Here is an 18,304-nt window from a genome sequence, read left to right as displayed (position 1 = left end):
CCTTTCCAGCACCTCATGAGATAAGGATCTATTTGCCATAGACTCCTGTTTGATAGTAACTCTCATTTAGTAGTTGCTGTCAACACCCGCGGTGTCGTCGTCACGGCTCGGAGTCGCGCCCGTTTCGCCCTAAGCTCCAAAGCGATGAGCACCCGCATGACCCGGCGCGATCGCCGCCCCAGATCCCTCGCGGCCGCCGCGCTGGCAGCCGGCCTCATCGGCGCCTCTGCGCTGACGCTGTCGCCCGCGGCACTCGCCGCGCCGGCGCCGGACACGCCGACGCCGTTCACCACCCCGGACACCGACTCCTGTCCGAACAAGACGAATCCGCCCCCGCCGATCGACACCTCCGAGGTGCCCGAACCCGGCGCGGTCGCACCCGCTCCGCTGCCGGTGCCCTCATCCCCGATCGGCGGCGCCGAACTCGGCGATTGCGGTCTGGTCCTCCCCGATAAGGCGCCGCCGGTTCCGGCCGATATCTCCGCCACCGCATGGACGATCGCGGATCTGGATACCGGCCGCGTGCTCGCGGCCAAGGATCCGCACGGCCGCTACCGTCCCGCCTCGACGATCAAGGTGCTGCTGGCCACGGTCGCGCTGCGCAGCCTCGACCTGAACAAGGTCGTGACCGCCACCCAGGACGACGCCAATGCCGACGGCACCCGCGTCGGCATCGGACCCGGCGGCCACTATTCCAACAAGCAGCTGATGCAGGCGCTGCTCATGTGCTCGGGCAACGACGCCGCGCACGCCATCGCGACCCAGCTCGGCGGCGAACAGGCCACCATCGGCAAGATGAACGATCTCGCGAAACGCCTGCACGCCTTGGATACTCGCGCCGCGACCCCGTCCGGACTGGACGGTCCGGGGATGAGCGTTTCGGCCTACGATCTGGCCGCGCTGTTCCGCGAGGCGATGACCATCCCCACCTTCGCCGAGATCGTCCATACCCAGCAGGTCGACTTCCCCGGCTACCCCGCCGATCCCCAAGTCCCCGGCGACACTGATCGCCCCGGCTTCGTCATCGCCAACGACAACCGTCTGCTGTTCGATTACGACGGTGATCTGGGCGGTAAGACCGGCTATACGGACGACGCCCGGCAAACCTTCGTGACCGCCGCCGAGCGCAACGGGCACCGCCTGGTCGTGACGTTGCTGAAGGGCGATGTGCTGCCGATCCGCCCGCCGGAGCAGGCGGCCCGGCTGCTCGACTACGGCTTCGCCCTCCCCCTCGACGCGAGCGTCGGCACGCTGCCGAGCGCTACCGGCACGTCGGCGAATTCCGGTGTAGCGCTTGCCTCCCCGCCCCCGCACGACACCCCGGACGCGACCGAACCCCGCGAATCCCACCACGACAGCTGGGGCACAATCACGATCATCGGCGGGTTGGTGCTGGTCATCGGGCTGGTGATCGCCGGATGGTCGCTCGCCGGACGATCGCGGCGGTAGCGATCGGCACCCGGCCGCGAATCTCCTTGTTTGACCCGCGATTGCCCGGGCACCTCGGGAGGGAGCCGCTCATACGGCTCCAGCGCAGAATAAGAGGAGGAGCAACAATGGCGGACCGGAACAACCCCGGCCAATTCGGCAACCGCTCCGATACGGCGGAGCAGGCTCGCAAGGGCGGCCAGGCCAGCACGGGCAGCTTCGGCGAGAAGAACGGCGCCGACCCCTCGGAGGCAGGGAAGAAGGGCGCCGCCGCCCAGCCGACCGCGGCGAAGGTCAAGGGCGGACAGCACAGCCACACCAACCGCTGATATCCGATTGAACGAAACGCCCCTCGGGAACTCGTGTCCCGAGGGTTTTCGTTCATTCCGCCCGGAACCTCGCCGCCGCCTGCAGCAACAGCTCCCGCGTCGCCTCCGGATCCAGCGCCCGCCGCCGGAGCGTGGCGTAGGCCTCGCGTTGTTTGCGGATGAGGGCCGGTTCCGCCAGACACATCTCCCGGGTGAAGGTCTCGTAGAAGACGAGGGAGGTTTCGGTCGGGCGGCCCGGCAGATCGGTGTCGAAGTCCAGGATCACGAAGGGGCCGTCCTCCCGGCCCAGCGGATAGCCCGCGCTGAACGGGAGGACGCGCAGGGTGATATTGGAGCGAATGCTCATATCCGCCAGGTGTTGACACTGCTCGGCCATGACCACGGGACCGCCCACCCAGCTCCGGACGATCGACTCGTGGATGAGGACATCGAACATCACGGGGTCGTCGTCGCGAATGAGGCACGTCTGCCGACGCTTCCGCAGTCGTATCCGGCGCTCGTGCGTCTCGACGCTCTCATCCGGACATGCGGTCCGCACGAGTGTCAAGGCATAGGCCGGGGTCTGCAGCAGCCCGGGCACGAGTTGCCCTTCGTAACTTGTTATCTCACTCGCGGTGGCTTCGCATGCGACGAATGTCGCGACGGTCCGTGACATCAGATCCTGATACTCCGACCACCAGTCGATCTCGTCACTCTCCGCGGCCAGCGCCAGCACCACCGCCGTCTTATCGGCGTCGAATTCGTAGATCCGGCACAACGCCTCGATCTCCGCATCCCGAACCTGCGCCGGCAACCCCTTCTCGAGCCGCTGCACGGTGCTCGCACTGCGCCGAATCGAGGCGCCGGTCTGCTGCAATGTGAGCCCCGCCCCCACCCGCCCGTCCCTCAGGTACTTCCCCAGCCGCCGCCGCGCCAGGATCGAATTACCCTCGCCCATAACCCGCCTCCCGTCAGGGTTTTCCAGGATCCACGCCGAGCTGCCTCGTACGGTAGATCTCCCCCGACGACCCCACAACCGACTTCGCGAAATGATCTCCGACTCGAGGGAACCAACCCGGCAGACAGTGCGTCCAACTGAGGTAGATCGATCCGGACATACGAAGGGGGCTGACTTGCCGAGAGATATCTACGGGCTGTACGACGATGCCCCTGACGATTACTACGACGACGATGCTCCGCAGTCGCCGCCCGCTCCGGCCGAACCAACCCTGATCGGAGTGGTACTGCCACCCGTCGTGGTGATCCCCGCCCGTCCGCGTGCGGATGGCGGAGGGATATGTATCGAACTCAGCTCTCGGGTGATGGGTGAGCCGGTGGCGATCGTGTTCTCCACGGTCGAGCGGCTGATCGAACGCCTGGGCCGATATCAGCCATGGGTCATGACACCGACCGCCGAACTGCCGACACTGCTCGGCACGACCGCCATCGCGATCGTGCTCGATCCCGCGGAAAAGGTATGCAGCCCCCAGTGGACTGATCAACGGCTGCACGCATTGGAGGAGTACCGACCGTGAGCGACTGGTTTCAGGTCGTCCTGGACGATCTCACAGCGATGGCACAGACCTTCGACGACGAATCCAAGGCCTATGAGGGCATGGTGCCGAAGTTCCTACCGCCACCGGTGGATTCCGGCGAGGCCGCCCTGGACGAGGCGATGCGCGGCGCCATGGACCTGCTGCAGATCCTGCATCACCAGATGGTCCGCACGATCCAGACGCATTCGCAGAAGTTGGCCTACGCACGCGACTCCTATGCGCGCCACGATATCGACAATCGCCAGCTGTACGACGATCTGACCAAGAACCTGGATTGAGCGGGGGCACTGATGAGCTGGATCGGCGGAGACCTCGCTGGGCTCCAAAACATGGGCACGGCCATGAAGAGCGCACCCGAAACCACCCACGATGTCGTGGCCGCGCTCGGCTCCCGAGTCGACAAGGTCGCCGGGGACGCCAGCTGGAAAGGCCAGGCGGCCGACGCGTTTCGCAAAGCCTGGACATCGACCTCCATCCAGGTGGGCGCATTGGCCACGACGGTCGCGAGCATCGGACAGACGCTCGGTGACGTGGGAGATACGCTGCAGCAGATCGAGGCCGATCTGTACAACGCCGCCCACGCGGCCAAGGCTCAGGGCGCGCAGATCGGCGACGACGGTAAACCGTTGCCGCTGGTCATTTCCGGTGACCCCGACTCCCCCGAGGCGCAGCAGGCGCGACAGGCACAACAGGATTACACGGCCACCTACGCCTCGGCGATCGACCTCGCCCGCGGTTATCGGCTCAACGCGGCCAAGACCATCGCCGAGGCCATCGAGCCCATCCGGCCGACGACCGACAGCGCTTTCAGCTGGGACAAACGCATCACCCTCGCCGACTATCTGCGCGGCCTGTACGCGGTACCGAACGAGAAGAACTCCCAGTGGGGCAAGGAACTACCGGACAAGATCAAGAACGCAGAGACCGCCCTGCACAAGGCGGTACAGGATTGGCGAGCGGCATTCGACAAGCACCACGCCGAAGGCAAGTCGATGCCGATCGATCACCCCGCCCGCTTCGGCCACATCGAAGCGGTCAACGACCTCCACCGCCTGGAGACCAAACTCGCCGCCGCCGAGGCGGGTAAGAGCGAACTCCCCCTGTCGAACCCGCTGAACACCAAACTCGCCGACATGGGCAAACTCGCACCGGAACTGTCGAAGCTCGCGCCCAAGGGCCTCGGTTTCCTCGCGGACATCCCCATCGTCGATGTCGCGGCATCCGGTGTAGTCGCCGAATTCCAAGCCCGAGACGACATCCAAAAGGGCCAGAGCGCAGGGAAAGCCCGTGCTCAGGACTATGCCGCGGCGGGGGCGGGGTTGGCGGCGGGGGCGGGTATGGCCGCCGCCATGGCAGGCGCACCGGTGTGGGGTACAGCATTGGTAGCAGGTGGCATGGTCGTCGGCGTCGGCGATGCCGTCTACGAAGGCTTTCACGAACATTGGAGCGAGGATATCCACGACCGTGGAGTGTGGGGCGGGCTGAAATACGGCACCGCAAACACGTTTTCCAACACCGGGGACGACATCGTCGATCTCGGGAAAAGCGCCTGGAACGCGGGAACCAGCTTGTGGCACAAGATATTCTGATGACTGTGCCCGAACTCTCCGCTTATGAGCGTCCGCCGATCCGTGAGGTACGCGGACTTGGGAAGACTTGGCACAAACGCAGGTTCGCGTACTGGCGAAAACGGGCATTTGCCGCCTTCTTCATACTCCTGGGGTTTGCATTTACAATCTGGTTCGCGGCAACGATATTCTATGTGGCCGCCACTGAGACGGATTCTGGGTTCAGAGTCTTCTGCCTCACCGCATTATCCCTGGCCCTGTCCTGGAACCTTTTCACAGGACTACGCGCCTTTACGAGATATCGGAAGTCGATGAAGAGTGGCGTGCCCATATCCCTTGCCGAGGCACATAAACCTTCCGCATCGCGGAGCGGCGGAACCGGCGGCCTCGGTCTCGGAGTCTCTGCGCTCGGCGGGTCGGTGGTGGCAGGTGCGTTCGTCGTGATCGGGTCGGTATTTGTCGTCGGCTGGATGGTCGTCATGGTCCTCATCGCATTCGGCCGATACCTCAACGAGGACGAGCTGAAAGCTGTTCAGGAAGCCTGGAAATGGTATGACGCGCACCCGGAGATCCCGAATGACCAGCGACCCAAACAGTTCAGGCGACGTTAGGTATCCGTCTGCCGTATGGACAAAGCCGATCCCGCGGTCCGCGATTTCATCATGAGCAATCTGTATGAGTCGACCACATGCGGTCAGGACGGCTTCGACCAATCCTTCGGTATCACGCGGGCCGTGCCGAACGGCCGCAGTGCCGTCAAACAGGGCTGGTCCGGATTCGGCGACGGACCCGAACCTGATAAGGCATGCCTGCCCGGAAATCCGAAACCACCGATCCCCGAGGACGCATTCACCGCGACCGCCACCGGCCCTCTCGTCCTCGGCGAGGACGGCATCCGCGAGAAGTGGTCCCCCGCCCGGGAAATCGCGGCCACCCAGCCGGAGATCAACCTCCGCAAGCGCGCCATGCACACCACCGGCACCGTCGGAGCCCACGACGAGAAGATCATCGTGCTCCTCACCCTCGAGCCGACTGAAACACCCTGGGACGTCTCGGCCCAACGCCTCACCCTGCTGACCAAGGCTGCCGATGTCACCGATTGGGGCCTGGCGTCCGGCCTGGGAAACCACTGACGGCTGGGATTCGCATGGCCGATGCCGCAGGACGATTTCCGTAGCAAGGCAACACGGATCGGCCGGGTTGCCGTTCCCACAGGATAGGCAAACGTCCTGATAGCGTCCATTTCGTGGCGCTTCGTGATCTTGTCGCTCGGGCTGTGGCCCTGGGAGCGACCCCGGGTCCGCCGGCATCGCACGCCGAGCTCATGGCGGCGGAGTTGCGGCTCGGCGTTCGCTTCGATGCCCAGTATCGAGAATTCATGTCGATCTGCAGCGGCATCGAGGGGATGGGAGAAGCCTTCCTGTATTCGGCCGACGAGCTCGGAGCTTCGCCGCGATGGCTGCAACCGACCGACCAACTCGAGATCGAATACTTCGAATATCCGCCGACATTCGAGATGCGAGACGGGGAGAAGATCGACCCGATATTCCATCCGCCGCCCGCGGACCGGACCCATGTGCTGATCGGTGAGACCGAAGGGTCGAGCCTGCTGGTATGCAACTTCTCGATCTCCGACCCCGACGCCCCGCCCGGGGATGTCGCCGATTGCCGCTACGAGCCCAATATCCTCGGCGATATCACCGCGGCGCTGGCTCGCCTGGTCGACCGAGCCGAACGACTCGACGATGACAACGATGCGGTCGATCCCGCTCGACGCGATCGCGCCCGCGTGCTCTTCCAACTGGGTCGTCTGCTGCAGGGGGTCTTGATACAAAACCGGACCGTGGTTCGCCATACCTTGTCGAATCGATGGCGTCATGAATTCGACCGACACCCCGGTCAAGCCGGGCTCACCGAATTGCGTAGAGCGGTGCTGTGGTTCGGCACAACTCCCGAGATCGATCACCACAGAACCGAATTCGACCTCTGGGGCCCGCCGCCGCATTCCCTGCGCGCCCCGATAACCTTCGGGTCGGGTGTTGCCGGTACTCCGGATGCCATCGTCGTCGGAGTCGTCGAGGAGAACACCGTCTGGCGCATCGACTCCTGGTCATGGGACTGACATACGGCCGTCGCACCCATGCCGCCCGGCCGTCCCACCCATGACACATATCTGCGGCTCGATCGCCGACCGTCCAGCCGCGGCGTAGCGTCAGCTGGTGATCAGGAATATCGCTGTAAATCATTGCCACGCACCCGAAATGGCCGGGACGCTCGAATCGAAAGGCACGCCATGTGCAGCGACACCGTCGAACTCCCCGCGGATCTGGCGAATATCGATCTGTCCGACGCCCGCCTGTACGCCGACGATCGACCGGAACAGATCTGGAAGCGACTCCGCGCGCTCGACGTTCCCGTCCGATCGGGCGGGTTGCGCGACCATTGGGTGATCACCCGCTACCGGCACATCCAGGAAGTGCACCGCAATAGTCATGCATTCTCCTCGCAAAAGGGAATGCACCTGGGCGAGAAGCCGACCGACGTCGAGGCAGGCGCCACAGCGGGCGGCAAATCCCTGCTGGTCACCGACGATCCGGTGCATACGGAGATGCGTAAAGCGATCCACACGTCGTTCACCCCCAAGCTGCTGCGCACACTCACCGACAGCACCTTGCGAATCGCCCGCGACCTCGTCGGCTCCGTAGTGGATCAGGGGGAGATCGATTTCGTCGAGAAGGTCGCCGCACCACTCCCGGCGATTGTCACATGTGAACTCCTCGGCGTACCCGAACAGGACCGGGCCGAGGTCAAGCAATGGACTCAGGCGGCATTCAGCGGCTCCGGCTACGCGACCGCCGACACACAGATCGCGGCGCATACCGAGCTGTTCGTCTATTGCCAGCAGCTGCTGGCCGAAAAACGCCGCACCCCAGGCGATGACGTCGCGACCGTGCTGGCCAACGCCACCATGTTCGGCGAACCGATGAGTCGCGAGATCGCCGTCATGAACTGCCACGACCTCATCGCGGGCGGTAATGAGACCGCCCGGCACACCTCCAGCGCCGCCGCACTCACCCTGGTCACCGACCCCGCGGCCTGGGACCTGTTGCGCGCGGGAGGTACCGATCCGGATACCGCGACGGAAGAGATCCTGCGCCTGGGCTGTCCGGTCAACCATGTGATGCGCGAGGTCACCGAGGATCTCGAGATCGGCGGAATCCCCATGCGGACAGGCGAATTCGTCACCCTATGGCTCCGCTCCGCCAATCGCGACGAGGAGATCTTCGACCACCCCGACGTCCTGGACTTCACCCGTAAACCGAACCGGCACATCAGCTTCGGCCTGGGATCCCATTACTGCGTCGCGGCCTTCCTGGCCCGCCTCGAGGTCGGCTCCATCGTCCGCGCACTTCTCGAACTCGTCGGTTCGGCGGAGCTGAGCGGGCAGCCGACCTACCTGGAATCCAACTTCTTCCGCGGCTACCGATCACTTCCGATGATCTTGTCCAGCGGGTCGTGACCGATCAGCCGGTTGCTGGTCAGATCCCGAACGGTACTGCGCCCAGCCACCATTCGGGGTGGGCGGTTCCATCGATGGTGCGGCCGTCGCGCCGAACATAGTGCCGCACATCACGTCCCGACTCGGCGAGTTCACCGGCCAACGCCCGCTCGAGCCATTCGGCGCCGAAGCGGAAGACCTCCGCTGCGACCCCGCCCAGCGGATGGAATTCGTCCTCGTAGACCCGCATCTCCTTCGGCGCGGTGATGCGCTCGTAACTGGCGAGGGCCTGTTCGAGCGGGGTCAGCTCGTCGAATTCGCCGATGCCGTACAGGACCGGACAGGTGATGTCGGCGACGAGGTTGCCGAGCGGCATCCGGCTGACCAGTTCGCGGTCGAAGGCGTCTTCATCCGAATAACCGGCCATATACATGTAGTTGTTCTTGAAGGTGGGCTGCGCACGCTCGAAGATGGTCCGGAAATCGCCGGTGGGCGCCTCGAATGCGGCCAGTGCGGCAATCCGGCGATCGATCGCGGCCGCGCGCGAACCCCAATAGCCGCTCATGCTGATCCCGAACATGCCGATCCGATGTGGATCCACCTCGGGCAGTTCGGTGAGGTAGTCGAGGTAGCGGCTCAGGGCACGGTCGTAGTTGGTGAGATCGATCGTCAGACCGCTGGCCCGGCTTTCGCCCTGACCCGGGCCCTCGATGGAGAGCGCGACGATGCCGTGTGCGGTGTAATAGCGCTCGGCGGCGGCGATGTAGTCCTCCTTGATCATGTCCATGCCGGGACCCAGGATCACCGCCGACGCGTTGCGCACCCGACCGGGCGGCAGATGCAGCAGTGCGAAGAGCTGCTTGCCCTCGAAGTCGAGGACCACCCGCCGAACGAGTCCGCCGCGCAGGGCGCCCAGCCGCTCGACGCAGTGGTCGGCGCGTTCCCGGAAGGCGATCTTGCGCGCATCGGCGGCCTCGAAGATCGAGTACTGCGCGCGGCCCCACATGACCGCGGCCCGGGTGTAGAGATCGGCCGCGGTGCGCGCGAACCCGTTTCGTTCATGGTGGGCGGCGCGATCCTCGGCCTGTCCGGCGACGGTGGCCCACGCCTTGGGCAGCATTGCCCCGCTCTTGACCAGATCGAAGACCTTGGCGAAGTCGGTGCGGTCGTGGCCGAGCTGCTCCATCGTGCCCTTGGCCTCGGGATGCAGGGCGTCGAAACCACCCTGGGCGAGGGCGATATCGAGGGCCCAGCTCTGACCGGTCGAACGTGCGGTCATGGTGGAAGTCCTTTCATAATTGCTAAGTACTTATCTATTAAGTACTTAGGCTAAGGTGATTGTCAACCCCGCACGATCGGACGAGAGGTTCCGCCCATGACACAACCGACGGACGCCCGAGAGGCGGCGCTCGACCAGATCGCCCGTGCCGCATATCGACTCAGCGCCGCCGACTCGCGACTACGCGGTCGCGCCACCCGCTCCCCCGACGCCCTGTCCCTCACCCACGCCCGCGCGCTCCGCGTCCTGGCCGACCAGGGCCCGCTCTCGATCGGACAACTGGCCGCGGGTACCGAGACCACCGGCGCCGCAACCACTCAACTGGTCAACGGCCTGGTAGCGGCCGGATATGTCACTCGCGAACGCCCGGCGCAGAACAAGCGATCGGTCGTGGTCTCCCTCACCGACGCCGGACGGACGCGCCACCGCGAGCGCTCGGCCGCGATGTCCGACGCCCTGCAGGACGGACTGGCCGATCAGGACATCGCCGCACTTCGATCTGCCGGCGAGGTGCTACAACGCCTGGTCACCATCTACGACCGGCTCTGACGGATCAGAACAGGCCGGTGCGGTATTCATGGGCGGCGATCTCGGCCAGGGCGGTGGGGGTCAGGCCGGTCCGGGCCATTTTGCTGCCCATATCGGCGATCGCCAGGGTGTAGTAATCACCGCCGGTGAGCACGGCGTCGGCCAGCGACAGATCGGGATCCCACATATGGGATCGAATGAGGGCCTTACCGCATTGGAAGTAGACCTCCCGGACCCGGACGACCGTGGCCAGCACGGCGGGTTTACCACCCGCGCAGAGTTGGTCGAGCAGATCCGGGTCGTCGGTGACGAAGGCGTCGCCGTTGATCCGCAGTGTCTCCGTCAGGCCGGGGACCATCATGATCAGGCCGACGCCGGGGCGGTCCATCAGATTGATGAAGGTGTCGATGCCCCGATTGCCGGGCCGGTCGGGAATGGCGAGCGTCCACGGGTCGAGCACCTTGACCGAACCGGGCGGGTCGCCCTTGGGACTGGCGTCCACACCTCCGTCGGCGCCGACGGAGGCCAGCACGAAAAACGTACTGTGCCCGATGAATCGGTGCGCGAACTCGGTGATGTGGTCGACCTTCTTATCGGCGATGAACGCCGGTGGGAATCCGATGATCTCCCGAATCCGGGCCATATCCACGGGCTTGTAATCGTCGGCGGCGGTCATGACGTCCTCCTCACACGTCGAGCACGAGCCGGGATCCGGCACAGCGCGATACGCATACGAACATGCGGTCACCGGCGACTCGCTCGGCATCGGACAGAATGTCGTCGCGATGGTCGGGTGTCCCGTCGAGCACCCGCACCTGGCAGGTCCCGCAGACGCCTTCCCGGCACGAACCCTCGACGGGAATCCCGTTGTCCTGCAGGACATCCAGCGTGGACCGGTCGACGGGTACGGTGACGGTCCGGCCGGATCGGGCGCAGACGACCTCGAATTCGTGATTGGGCAGCACGGGCTTGGGGCGCGCGGCGAACCGCTCCAGGTGCAGCGATCCGGTCGGCCATCCCGTCATCGCCTCCTCGACCCCGGCCAGCAGCGACTCCGGTCCGCAGGCGTACACGGCGGTGCCGGGCCGGGGCTCGGCGAGCAGCGCCGTCAGCGCCAGCCGGTTGCCATCGGCGAAGACGTCCACATGTCCACTGTGAGTGGTCAACTCGTCGAGAAATGCCAGCGAGTCGACGGAACGACCGCAGTAGGCCAGCCGCCACGGCCGGGCGCCGACCTGCTCGATCATGGGCAGAATGGGCGTGATGCCGATACCACCGGCGATGAACAGGTAGCGATCCGCGGCCACGAGCGGAAAGTTGTTGCGCGGCTCGGTAATTCGCAGTCGCTGCCCGGGTCGCAGGAAGCTGTGCACGTATTCGGAGCCGCCCCGGCTGCGCCGCTCCCGCAACACGCCGATCCGGTAGCCGTCCCGGTCGGCCGGTGACCCACATAGCGAGTACTGCCTGGTCAGTCCGGTCGGCAACTCGATGCCGACATGTGCGCCGGGCCGCCACGGCGGCAGCGGCCGCCCGTCCGGGTCGGTCAACCGCACGGACATCACCCGGTCCGCTTCCAGCCGCAACTGCCGCACGAGAGCGATCATCATTCCACCACCTCTTGAACAAGGATCAAGGGATCTGCCTAGACTATCCTTGAACAAGGATCAAGAGACAATGTGATGGGAGTCACAGATGGATCGGGACCGGGTGGTCGAGGCCGGACTGGCACTGCTCGACGAGGTCGGCCTGGACGGACTGACCATGCGCAAGGTCGCCGAGCGACTGGGCGTACAACTCAACACCGTCTACTGGCACGTATCGGGCAAACCCCAACTGCTGGAAGCGATGTCCGACCGAATCCTGGCCGGATGCGCGGACGAGCCACTGCCCGACGATTGGCGCGACCGCGTCCGACTGCTCGCGCACCGCATCCGGCACGCCATGCTCGCGCACCGCGACGGCGGCCGAGTAGTCGCCGGCCGCTACGTCATCGGCTCCCACACACTCGCTTTCGGCGACAAGATGGTGGGCGCCTTCCTCCAGGCAGGCTACCCACCGAAGGAAGCCGCCTGGATCACCTGGACAATCGGTTACTACATCTTCGGCCTGGTCCAGGAGGAACAGGCCGCCCCCGAGGCGGACACATCAGCGATGACGGCCGCCGCCGACCCGGCCCGCTACCCATCGATGGCCGCCACATTGCCGTACCACCACCCGACCGACTTCGACGAACGCTTCGAGTTCGGCCTGACCATGATGCTCACCGGCCTGCCCGCCAAGATCCGCTGATCGGCCTGTCGGCATCGACCGGCGGAGTCGACCGAACGGCACGGCCGGTGGTGGCGAGCAACGCGGCCACGACCACGCCTATCGCACCGGCGACAAGGATCTGCACCCGATAGTCCAGTCCAGCAACCATTCCCGTCCCCAGCAGCAACGCGAGACCGGTAGGCGCGAAGATCAGCGTATTGGCGGTCGCCGCAACCCTGCCCAGCAATTCGCCCGGCGTATCTCGCTGCACCGCGGTCAGCGCCGCGATCAGCGGACAGGGCAACCCCAGACCGATCGCCAGGCTGCCACCCAGCACCACGGGAAGCCAGGGAGTCGCGCGGGCAAGCACGCCGAAGGCGAAGAGCAACAACCCGATTGCCGCGAACCTGCGCTCCCCCATGCGGCGCATCAGCGCACCGGCCGCCAAGCCACCGACAACCGATCCGAGCCCCTGGATCGGAGTGAGAACGCCCGCGAAGGCCGGGGATCGGTGTAACCCGATATCGAGCATCGCGTACGTGGCCGTACTGCTCAGACTCGACAGCACCATGGCGACCCCGCCCGTCAGCACCAACGCGCGCAGCACCGTATGCCGCCACAGATAGCGAGAACCCTCGGCGATCTCGGCGATCCACTTCCGCCCGGACCGAACAGCGACAGCGGGCTCACGCACCCGGATCCTCCCGAAGGCAGCGGCTGCCACGACGAAGGTGATCGCGTCCAACGCAGCCACCATCGACCCACCACAGACGGTGAACAAGCCCGCTCCCCCCAGGGGCGCAAGCAGTTTCATACTCTCGATCGCGGTGCGCACCAAACCGTTGAAGTCACCGCGCAACTCACCCGGAACCGCGGCGGCCACCAACGCCACCTCGGCCGCACCGGTGAGCACACCGCCCGCCCCCACCACGGTGAGCACAACGAACAGCAGCCACACATCCTCGCGGGAGCGCACGAGAAGCAACACGGCCGTGACGGCGGCCAGGGCCAGATTGGTAACCACCAGCAGGGGACGTCGCCGCAGCCGATCGGTCATCGGCCCGATCGCGGGTCCGGCAAAGGTGGGCAACCACAGACAAAAGCCGACGAGCGCGGCGAGACCGTTGGACCCGGTCAGCGTCTTGATCCAGATCCCCGCCGCCAGCGACATCGCGGAGTTACCGAAACCGGAGACGATCACCCCACTCAGGTACAGACCCGCATTGCGATCCCGCAGCACCCGAATCGTGTTCCAGCCCATGCCTTCCCCCTCTCGCTCGTGCCCACGCTACCCCCAATCAAATGATTGGGGGTAGCGATTCGACGCGCCGATCTGAGGTTTACTGGACCGTGTGACCGGGACCGACCCCATGCTGCGCGCGCTCGCCCACCCACTGCGGCTGCGAATGCTGACCCTGATGTGGCCGGGACCGATGTCGGCCGCCGAACTCGCCCGCGAGCTGAACGTCTCGCACGCCCTGGCCAGCCAGCACCTGCGCCGCCTGGACGCGGTCGGCCTGGTCGAACTGGCGGAGGAACGGACCCACCGCGGCGGCCGAGAACGCCGCTACCGCACCATCCACGGCTCGCCGCTCTCCGACCAACACGACGGAACCCCGCTGCTGGCAGAGACTTTGGCGCACACCCTCCGAGAACGCGCCACCCGCCGAATCCCGGGAAGCGAAGGCGTGACAGTCGACGCCGAACTGTGGGTCGACCCCCGAACCTGGCAGAAGACCCGACAACGACTGGCCGAACTCGGCGCCGAACTACACCAGGCGGCGCGACCCGCACACACACCGGGCACGATCGCCGTGGGCATCACGATGATGGCTTTCCCCGTCCACGACTCCGAACCGCAAGAGCCATAAGGAATTCACTCGGCCAGGACGGTGTGGATCAGGTTGCCGGGATCGACGGTTCGGCGAAGTTCGGCGAGGCGAGCGTAGTTGTTGCCGTAGTAGCGGGCCAGGGGGTCGCCGGGCTCGAGGTAGTTGACGTAGGCGCCCACCGAGGAGGGCTGGATGAGCCGGTGGGCGGCGGTGACCCAGGCCAGGGCCGCCTCCGGCGGAATCGGCTGATAGGCACCCCATTCCACGAGGGCGGCATGGGTGCGCCACGGGAAGGCGGTCTCGTCCGGGCCGGTATCGCGCACCGCGCCGTCGAGGGTGTTGATCTGGACCCATCCGGTGCCACCGGCAACGGAGAACGAGGTGAGCGCCCCGATGACCGCGTCGATGACCGCCGGGGTCATATCGGCGACCACATCGGAGCCATTGGTGAAACTCGCCCGCGGCTGGGTCGGACTGCCACCGCCGAGAATGCTGACGGTATCCATATGGCTCAGCGTGCTGATCTCGACCGTCAGGGGTGTCATCGTCGCGGCCGTGAAATCCGAGACGGCGCCGGGACCCGCGCCGGTGTCGCAGAGCAACTGCACCCAGCAGGTCAGGCCGCCGTGACCGTCCGCGTCGACGCTGATATCGGCCCACTGACTACGGTCGGCGTTCTGCATCCAGGCCCACCATCCGGCGATGGCCTGGGCCACCTTGTCGCCGGGAAATGTCAGCCGCACAACATCTTTCGACTCCGCGGGGCAAGTGCGGTAGGTGAAGGAGGTGACCACTCCGAACAGGGGCCCGCCGCCGCGGATCCCCCAGAACAGATCCGGGCGCGAGGTATCGGAGACCTCGGTCACGGTGCCATCGGGCAGCACCATCGTCGCCGCGGCGAGCCGATCGCAGGTCACGCCGTAACGGCGGGATTCGAAGCCGATGCCGCCGCCCAGGGTGAGTCCGGCGACGCCGACATCCGGGCACATGCCCGTGGGAATCGTCTGCCCGAACCGATCGAGTTCGGCGTACACCTGATACAGCGTCTGACCGGGACCCACGACCGCTTCGCCGTCCTGATAGCTGACCCCGCCCAACTGCCGCAGGTCGATGATCATCGCGCCGGTCGCTGAGGAGACGCCCGCATAGGAATGGCCACCGGATCGCGCCGCCACCGTGAGGTTGTTCGCCCCCGCGAAACTCATCGCGGCCGCGACATCCTCGACCGTCGCCACCTGCACCACCGCGGCCGGTGTCTCCGAATCGAACCGGGTGTTGAAGATCTGCTTCGCCATCCCGTAGTCCGCATCACCGGCGAGAACGACCCGCCCCTGCAGCTGCCTCTCCAGCTGGCTCCAATTCGCCTGCCCCGCAGCCGAACCGGTGGACGCCAACGGCGGCTGAACCCGAGCGGCCGGATATCCGGACAAGCCGGACGGACCGGCGAGCGCCCAGCCCGCCACTCCGACCCCGAACATGCCCCGCAGCAGCGTCCGACGAGAGAAGTTAGTGTCTATGAACAACTATGTTACGGCGCGTGTACGCACCGGAACGGCGCGATACGCGTATTCCGTTGCCCCATCGTGATTTTCGGATCGACCAGGCAGTACTGTCACGAAAGCCGAGAAAACAGATCGGTCGGTCCCTTATTGAACGAGCCCTGTTGCCGCGCAGAATAATCCGATCACACTCGGCTATCGTTGAAATCCATGCGGCTCAGCGGTGATCAGATCCGTCGATACCACGACGACGGCTTCCTGGTGTCGGACACGGTCCTCAGCCCGTCGGAGGTCGAGAAGATCCGCGCGGGCGTGCCGTACCTCGCGGAGACCCGGGCGGAGGCCGGGCGCATGATGAGCGAGCTACGCGGCCGAATCAGCCTGCTATGAAAGACGTTCCGCTAGTCATCGGATATCACCGCCCGCCCGTGGAGTGGACCGGCCGCCACTGGCGAGCACCGGCCAGCCCGAACGGGGTGATTCCGACCCTGCGCGCCCTGCTGGCCGGGACCCCGGACGCGGTCTGGGTCGCGGCGGCGGTCGATACCGATCCGGCCCAGCTCGACCGGCACGGCACCGGCCTACCGCTGTCGCTGCTGCCGCTGACCCGCTCGGACTGGTCCGGATACTTCCACCGTTGCGGCAAGGAAGCCCTGTGGCCGGTACTGATGTCCCAGCCTCATCTGATGCGCTTCGACCCGAGCGCATGGTCCCGATACCGTTCGGTGAACGCACGATTCGCCGACCGTATCGCCGCGATCGCCGCTCCGGGAGCGACCGTCTGGCTACACGACTACAACCTGTGGCTGGTCCCTGGTCGTCTCCGCCGCAGCCGTCCCGACCTGCGACTGGGCCTGTTCCACCACACCCCCTTCCCACCACCGTCCGTCTTCGACGCCCTGCCCACGGCCGCCGAGATCCGCGCCTCACTCGCCGGGCTGCATTGGGCGGGCTTCCACACCGGCGACGATGCCGACCACTTCCACGGCACCGCAGAGACCGTCCGCGTGGGCGTGCATCCCCTCGGCATCGACCGCAGCGCTATCGAAACCCTTGCCTGCAACCGTCTTCCGCACCGCCATCCCCCCGCCGGAAAGCTCGTGCTGTCGGTGGAACGCCTGGACTACACCAAGGCGCCGGTGCAGAAGGTCGACGCCATCGCCGCACTGCTCGCTCGCCGCCCCGAGCTCGCCGGGCAGCTGCGCTTCCGATTGATCTGTCCCCCACCGGCATCCGGCATCACCGCCTACGACACCACCGCGGACATCCTCCGCAGGAGCGTCGACGAGGTCAACCGTCGCTGGCGCACCGCCGACTGGCAACCCATCGACTACCTGCCCCACTCCTTACCGCTCCCCGAGATCGTCGATCACTACCTCGCCGCGGACGTGTTCTGGATAACCTCCCTTCGCGACGGCATGAACCTCACCGCCAAGGAATTCATCGCCGCCCAGCACGCGTGCGGCCTGTCCGGTGCGCTCATCCTGTCCCGATATGCCGGTGCCGCAGCCGAACTGGGTGACGCGGCCCTTCTCACCGACCCGCACTCCCCGGCGAATCTCGTCGACACCCTCGAACGCGCACTCACCCTCACTCCCACCCAACGCGGCACGCGAATGACTCGCCTCGCGCGACGCCTCGGATATCAACACCCCACCGACTGGGCGGCGGAGATCATCACCGCCATCCGACACCGCTCGGCCGCAGACGAAAACGATGCGGTCCTCCGGCAGAGTCGACCGGCATTCATGCGATAGGCGGGTTAGTTCGCTACGTCGTCATACGTGGTGCCCAGTGTCAGCCCGGCGACGGTATCGGTGAAGTCGGTGTCCTCCGCGCCGTACACACCCCACTTCGGGTCGTTGCTCACATCCCATGTGCGGCAACGGTATTGCGTCGATCCGTCGGTGAAGGTCGCCGGTTGTCCGTTGAACCACAACTGGATCCAGCCGCCGGTGAGGTCGTCGGAGGTGTGCACGCCGACGACGTAGTGATACCAGGTGTCGGCGGTGATGGGCGCCGAGGTCCAGACGATCTTGCCGTGGTCGTCGGGCTGGCGTTGCAGCACCCGTACGCGCCCGTCGATCAGCTTGATGACGAAGGGATAGTTCTGGGAGATACCGTCGCCGTAGGACTTCCACTGGAAGTTGGCGTTGTCATCGGCCAGGCTGGACAGCTTGCTCCACCAGCCGAGATAGTAGGTGGAGTCATTGCGGAACTTGTATTTGCCTCCGTCGACCGCGACGCCGTGGCTTTCGCACCGGTTGTCCCCGGCCGGTTTGTGATACTGCCAGACGGCGCCGTGGTCGGGATCCTGCGCAACGGTGATGCTGCCCGGCGAATTGCAGTTGAGATTGCCGAATACCCCGGTGCCCTGGCCGGGATCGCCGGTCCAGATCACCGACGCATGCGCCGTCGCGCACAACCCGATCGACATCAACACCGCCAATACAGTGGTCACTCCGAACTTCGAGCGCATGAGCATGCCTCCCGTAATCGTCGCCGCACCGAAATCAGCCCTGCCTCAGCGGATTTAGATACCGCGCGGATGGTCCGA

At 65.7% G+C, this 18,304-nt stretch carries 21 protein-coding genes; 14 read left to right on the top strand and 7 right to left on the bottom strand.

The genetic code is table 11. The features are described from left to right. Window positions 1-144: 144 nt before the first annotated feature. Both ACIA76_RS09355 and ACIA76_RS09350 read left to right on the top strand, forming a co-directional pair. A complete protein-coding gene (locus ACIA76_RS09355; protein ID WP_397150341.1) occupies window positions 145-1,449 on the top strand; it encodes a D-alanyl-D-alanine carboxypeptidase family protein in 1,305 nt (434 codons plus the stop codon). A gap of 107 nt (window positions 1,450-1,556) precedes the next feature. Then, window positions 1,557-1,757, top strand: coding sequence for a hypothetical protein (locus tag ACIA76_RS09350; RefSeq protein ID WP_397150339.1), 201 nt, complete (start codon window positions 1,557-1,559; stop codon window positions 1,755-1,757). A gap of 52 nt (window positions 1,758-1,809) precedes the next feature. Here ACIA76_RS09350 and ACIA76_RS09345 read toward each other — a convergent pair whose 3' ends face one another. Next, on the bottom strand, window positions 1,810-2,694 hold the full coding sequence (locus tag ACIA76_RS09345; RefSeq protein ID WP_397150337.1) for a helix-turn-helix domain-containing protein: 885 nt from the start codon (window positions 2,692-2,694) through the stop codon (window positions 1,810-1,812). Window positions 2,695-2,869: 175 nt separating this feature from the next. On the opposite strand from ACIA76_RS09345, the gene ACIA76_RS09340 reads away from it, so the two are divergent. From ACIA76_RS09340 to ACIA76_RS09310, 7 genes are all read left to right on the top strand, one after another. Continuing rightward, the gene (locus ACIA76_RS09340; protein WP_397150335.1) at window positions 2,870-3,271 is read left to right on the top strand and encodes an SAV_915 family protein; all 402 of its coding nucleotides are present in this window, start codon (window positions 2,870-2,872) and stop codon (window positions 3,269-3,271) included. Continuing rightward, a complete protein-coding gene (locus ACIA76_RS09335) occupies window positions 3,268-3,570 on the top strand; it encodes a DUF6317 family protein (RefSeq protein ID WP_397150333.1) in 303 nt (100 codons plus the stop codon). Before ACIA76_RS09340 ends, ACIA76_RS09335 begins: the two co-directional genes overlap by 4 nt. 12 nt (window positions 3,571-3,582) lie before the next feature. Beyond that, entirely contained in the window at window positions 3,583-4,881 is a 1,299-nt protein-coding gene (locus ACIA76_RS09330) for a WXG100 family type VII secretion target (protein WP_397150331.1), read from the top strand. After that, entirely contained in the window at window positions 4,881-5,471 is a 591-nt protein-coding gene (locus tag ACIA76_RS09325) for a hypothetical protein (RefSeq protein ID WP_397150329.1), read from the top strand. Before ACIA76_RS09330 ends, ACIA76_RS09325 begins: the two co-directional genes overlap by 1 nt. Before the next feature lie 51 nt (window positions 5,472-5,522). After that, the gene (locus ACIA76_RS09320; RefSeq protein WP_397150327.1) at window positions 5,523-5,993 is read left to right on the top strand and encodes a hypothetical protein; all 471 of its coding nucleotides are present in this window, start codon (window positions 5,523-5,525) and stop codon (window positions 5,991-5,993) included. A 113-nt stretch (window positions 5,994-6,106) separates the two neighbouring features. Continuing rightward, window positions 6,107-6,982: an SMI1/KNR4 family protein gene (locus ACIA76_RS09315; RefSeq protein ID WP_397150325.1), complete on the top strand. Its 876-nt coding sequence runs from the start codon at window positions 6,107-6,109 to the stop codon at window positions 6,980-6,982. Window positions 6,983-7,153: 171 nt separating this feature from the next. After that, complete coding sequence (locus ACIA76_RS09310; RefSeq protein WP_397150323.1) at window positions 7,154-8,380, top strand: cytochrome P450; 1,227 nt, start codon at window positions 7,154-7,156, stop codon at window positions 8,378-8,380. A gap of 19 nt (window positions 8,381-8,399) precedes the next feature. Here the strand turns inward: ACIA76_RS09310 and ACIA76_RS09305 are convergent, their stop codons facing one another. Further along, a complete protein-coding gene (locus ACIA76_RS09305) occupies window positions 8,400-9,638 on the bottom strand; it encodes an alpha/beta hydrolase (RefSeq protein WP_397150321.1) in 1,239 nt (412 codons plus the stop codon). Between the two features lie 96 nt (window positions 9,639-9,734). Here ACIA76_RS09305 and ACIA76_RS09300 point away from each other — a divergent pair, with 96 nt between their 5' ends. Next, window positions 9,735-10,187 (top strand): MarR family winged helix-turn-helix transcriptional regulator, encoded by a 453-nt coding sequence (locus tag ACIA76_RS09300; RefSeq protein WP_397150319.1) that lies wholly within the window; start codon window positions 9,735-9,737, stop codon window positions 10,185-10,187. Between the two features lie 4 nt (window positions 10,188-10,191). Here the strand turns inward: ACIA76_RS09300 and ACIA76_RS09295 are convergent, their stop codons facing one another. Both ACIA76_RS09295 and ACIA76_RS09290 read right to left on the bottom strand, forming a co-directional pair. Further along, window positions 10,192-10,842, bottom strand: coding sequence for an MSMEG_1061 family FMN-dependent PPOX-type flavoprotein (locus ACIA76_RS09295; protein ID WP_397150317.1), 651 nt, complete (start codon window positions 10,840-10,842; stop codon window positions 10,192-10,194). Window positions 10,843-10,852: 10 nt separating this feature from the next. After that, window positions 10,853-11,773, bottom strand: a complete 921-nt coding sequence (locus ACIA76_RS09290) for a PDR/VanB family oxidoreductase (protein WP_397150315.1) — start codon at window positions 11,771-11,773, stop codon at window positions 10,853-10,855. Between the two features lie 85 nt (window positions 11,774-11,858). On the opposite strand from ACIA76_RS09290, the gene ACIA76_RS09285 reads away from it, so the two are divergent. Beyond that, entirely contained in the window at window positions 11,859-12,455 is a 597-nt protein-coding gene (locus tag ACIA76_RS09285; protein ID WP_397150313.1) for a TetR/AcrR family transcriptional regulator C-terminal domain-containing protein, read from the top strand. Here ACIA76_RS09285 and ACIA76_RS09280 read toward each other — a convergent pair. Then, complete coding sequence (locus ACIA76_RS09280; RefSeq protein ID WP_397150311.1) at window positions 12,427-13,677, bottom strand: MFS transporter; 1,251 nt, start codon at window positions 13,675-13,677, stop codon at window positions 12,427-12,429. The genes ACIA76_RS09285 and ACIA76_RS09280 overlap by 29 nt on opposite strands. Window positions 13,678-13,768: 91 nt before the next feature. Here ACIA76_RS09280 and ACIA76_RS09275 point away from each other — a divergent pair, with 91 nt between their 5' ends. After that, window positions 13,769-14,287, top strand: a complete 519-nt coding sequence (locus tag ACIA76_RS09275; protein ID WP_397150309.1) for an ArsR/SmtB family transcription factor — start codon at window positions 13,769-13,771, stop codon at window positions 14,285-14,287. A gap of 5 nt (window positions 14,288-14,292) precedes the next feature. Here ACIA76_RS09275 and ACIA76_RS09270 read toward each other — a convergent pair whose 3' ends face one another. Continuing rightward, on the bottom strand, window positions 14,293-15,726 hold the full coding sequence (locus ACIA76_RS09270; protein ID WP_397150307.1) for an FAD-binding oxidoreductase: 1,434 nt from the start codon (window positions 15,724-15,726) through the stop codon (window positions 14,293-14,295). A 231-nt stretch (window positions 15,727-15,957) separates the two neighbouring features. Between ACIA76_RS09270 and ACIA76_RS09265 the strand changes: the two genes are divergently transcribed. Both ACIA76_RS09265 and ACIA76_RS09260 read left to right on the top strand, forming a co-directional pair. Continuing rightward, window positions 15,958-16,137, top strand: coding sequence for a hypothetical protein (locus ACIA76_RS09265; protein WP_397150305.1), 180 nt, complete (start codon window positions 15,958-15,960; stop codon window positions 16,135-16,137). Beyond that, window positions 16,134-17,504, top strand: coding sequence for a trehalose-6-phosphate synthase (locus tag ACIA76_RS09260; RefSeq protein WP_397150303.1), 1,371 nt, complete (start codon window positions 16,134-16,136; stop codon window positions 17,502-17,504). The genes ACIA76_RS09265 and ACIA76_RS09260 overlap by 4 nt, the downstream gene beginning before the upstream one ends. 5 nt (window positions 17,505-17,509) lie before the next feature. Here ACIA76_RS09260 and ACIA76_RS09255 read toward each other — a convergent pair whose 3' ends face one another. After that, entirely contained in the window at window positions 17,510-18,208 is a 699-nt protein-coding gene (locus tag ACIA76_RS09255) for a heparin lyase I family protein (RefSeq protein ID WP_397150301.1), read from the bottom strand. Window positions 18,209-18,304: the final 96 nt, after the last annotated feature.

The sequence above is a fragment of the Nocardia sp. NPDC051570 genome (genome assembly GCF_044454005.1).
Classification (GTDB): Bacteria; Actinomycetota; Actinomycetes; order Mycobacteriales; family Mycobacteriaceae; genus Nocardia.
The sequence above is the reverse complement of the archived record's forward strand: the minus strand, read 5'-3'. Positions and strand labels throughout refer to the sequence as shown.

Coding starts and splice junctions, on each gene's coding strand:
- ACIA76_RS09310 (WP_397150323.1), top strand. CDS start 7,154: ATGTGCAGCGACACCGTCGAACTCCCCGCGGATCTGGCGAATATCGAT.
- ACIA76_RS09270 (WP_397150307.1), bottom strand. CDS start 15,726: ATGTTCGGGGTCGGAGTGGCGGGCTGGGCGCTCGCCGGTCCGTCCGGC.
- ACIA76_RS09345 (WP_397150337.1), bottom strand. CDS start 2,694: ATGGGCGAGGGTAATTCGATCCTGGCGCGGCGGCGGCTGGGGAAGTAC.
- ACIA76_RS09280 (WP_397150311.1), bottom strand. CDS start 13,677: ATGGGCTGGAACACGATTCGGGTGCTGCGGGATCGCAATGCGGGTCTG.
- ACIA76_RS09300 (WP_397150319.1), top strand. CDS start 9,735: ATGACACAACCGACGGACGCCCGAGAGGCGGCGCTCGACCAGATCGCC.
- ACIA76_RS09355 (WP_397150341.1), top strand. CDS start 145: ATGAGCACCCGCATGACCCGGCGCGATCGCCGCCCCAGATCCCTCGCG.
- ACIA76_RS09295 (WP_397150317.1), bottom strand. CDS start 10,842: ATGACCGCCGCCGACGATTACAAGCCCGTGGATATGGCCCGGATTCGG.
- ACIA76_RS09330 (WP_397150331.1), top strand. CDS start 3,583: ATGAGCTGGATCGGCGGAGACCTCGCTGGGCTCCAAAACATGGGCACG.
- ACIA76_RS09325 (WP_397150329.1), top strand. CDS start 4,881: ATGACTGTGCCCGAACTCTCCGCTTATGAGCGTCCGCCGATCCGTGAG.
- ACIA76_RS09305 (WP_397150321.1), bottom strand. CDS start 9,638: ATGACCGCACGTTCGACCGGTCAGAGCTGGGCCCTCGATATCGCCCTC.
- ACIA76_RS09350 (WP_397150339.1), top strand. CDS start 1,557: ATGGCGGACCGGAACAACCCCGGCCAATTCGGCAACCGCTCCGATACG.
- ACIA76_RS09265 (WP_397150305.1), top strand. CDS start 15,958: ATGCGGCTCAGCGGTGATCAGATCCGTCGATACCACGACGACGGCTTC.
- ACIA76_RS09290 (WP_397150315.1), bottom strand. CDS start 11,773: ATGATGATCGCTCTCGTGCGGCAGTTGCGGCTGGAAGCGGACCGGGTG.
- ACIA76_RS09285 (WP_397150313.1), top strand. CDS start 11,859: ATGGATCGGGACCGGGTGGTCGAGGCCGGACTGGCACTGCTCGACGAG.
- ACIA76_RS09260 (WP_397150303.1), top strand. CDS start 16,134: ATGAAAGACGTTCCGCTAGTCATCGGATATCACCGCCCGCCCGTGGAG.
- ACIA76_RS09320 (WP_397150327.1), top strand. CDS start 5,523: ATGAGCAATCTGTATGAGTCGACCACATGCGGTCAGGACGGCTTCGAC.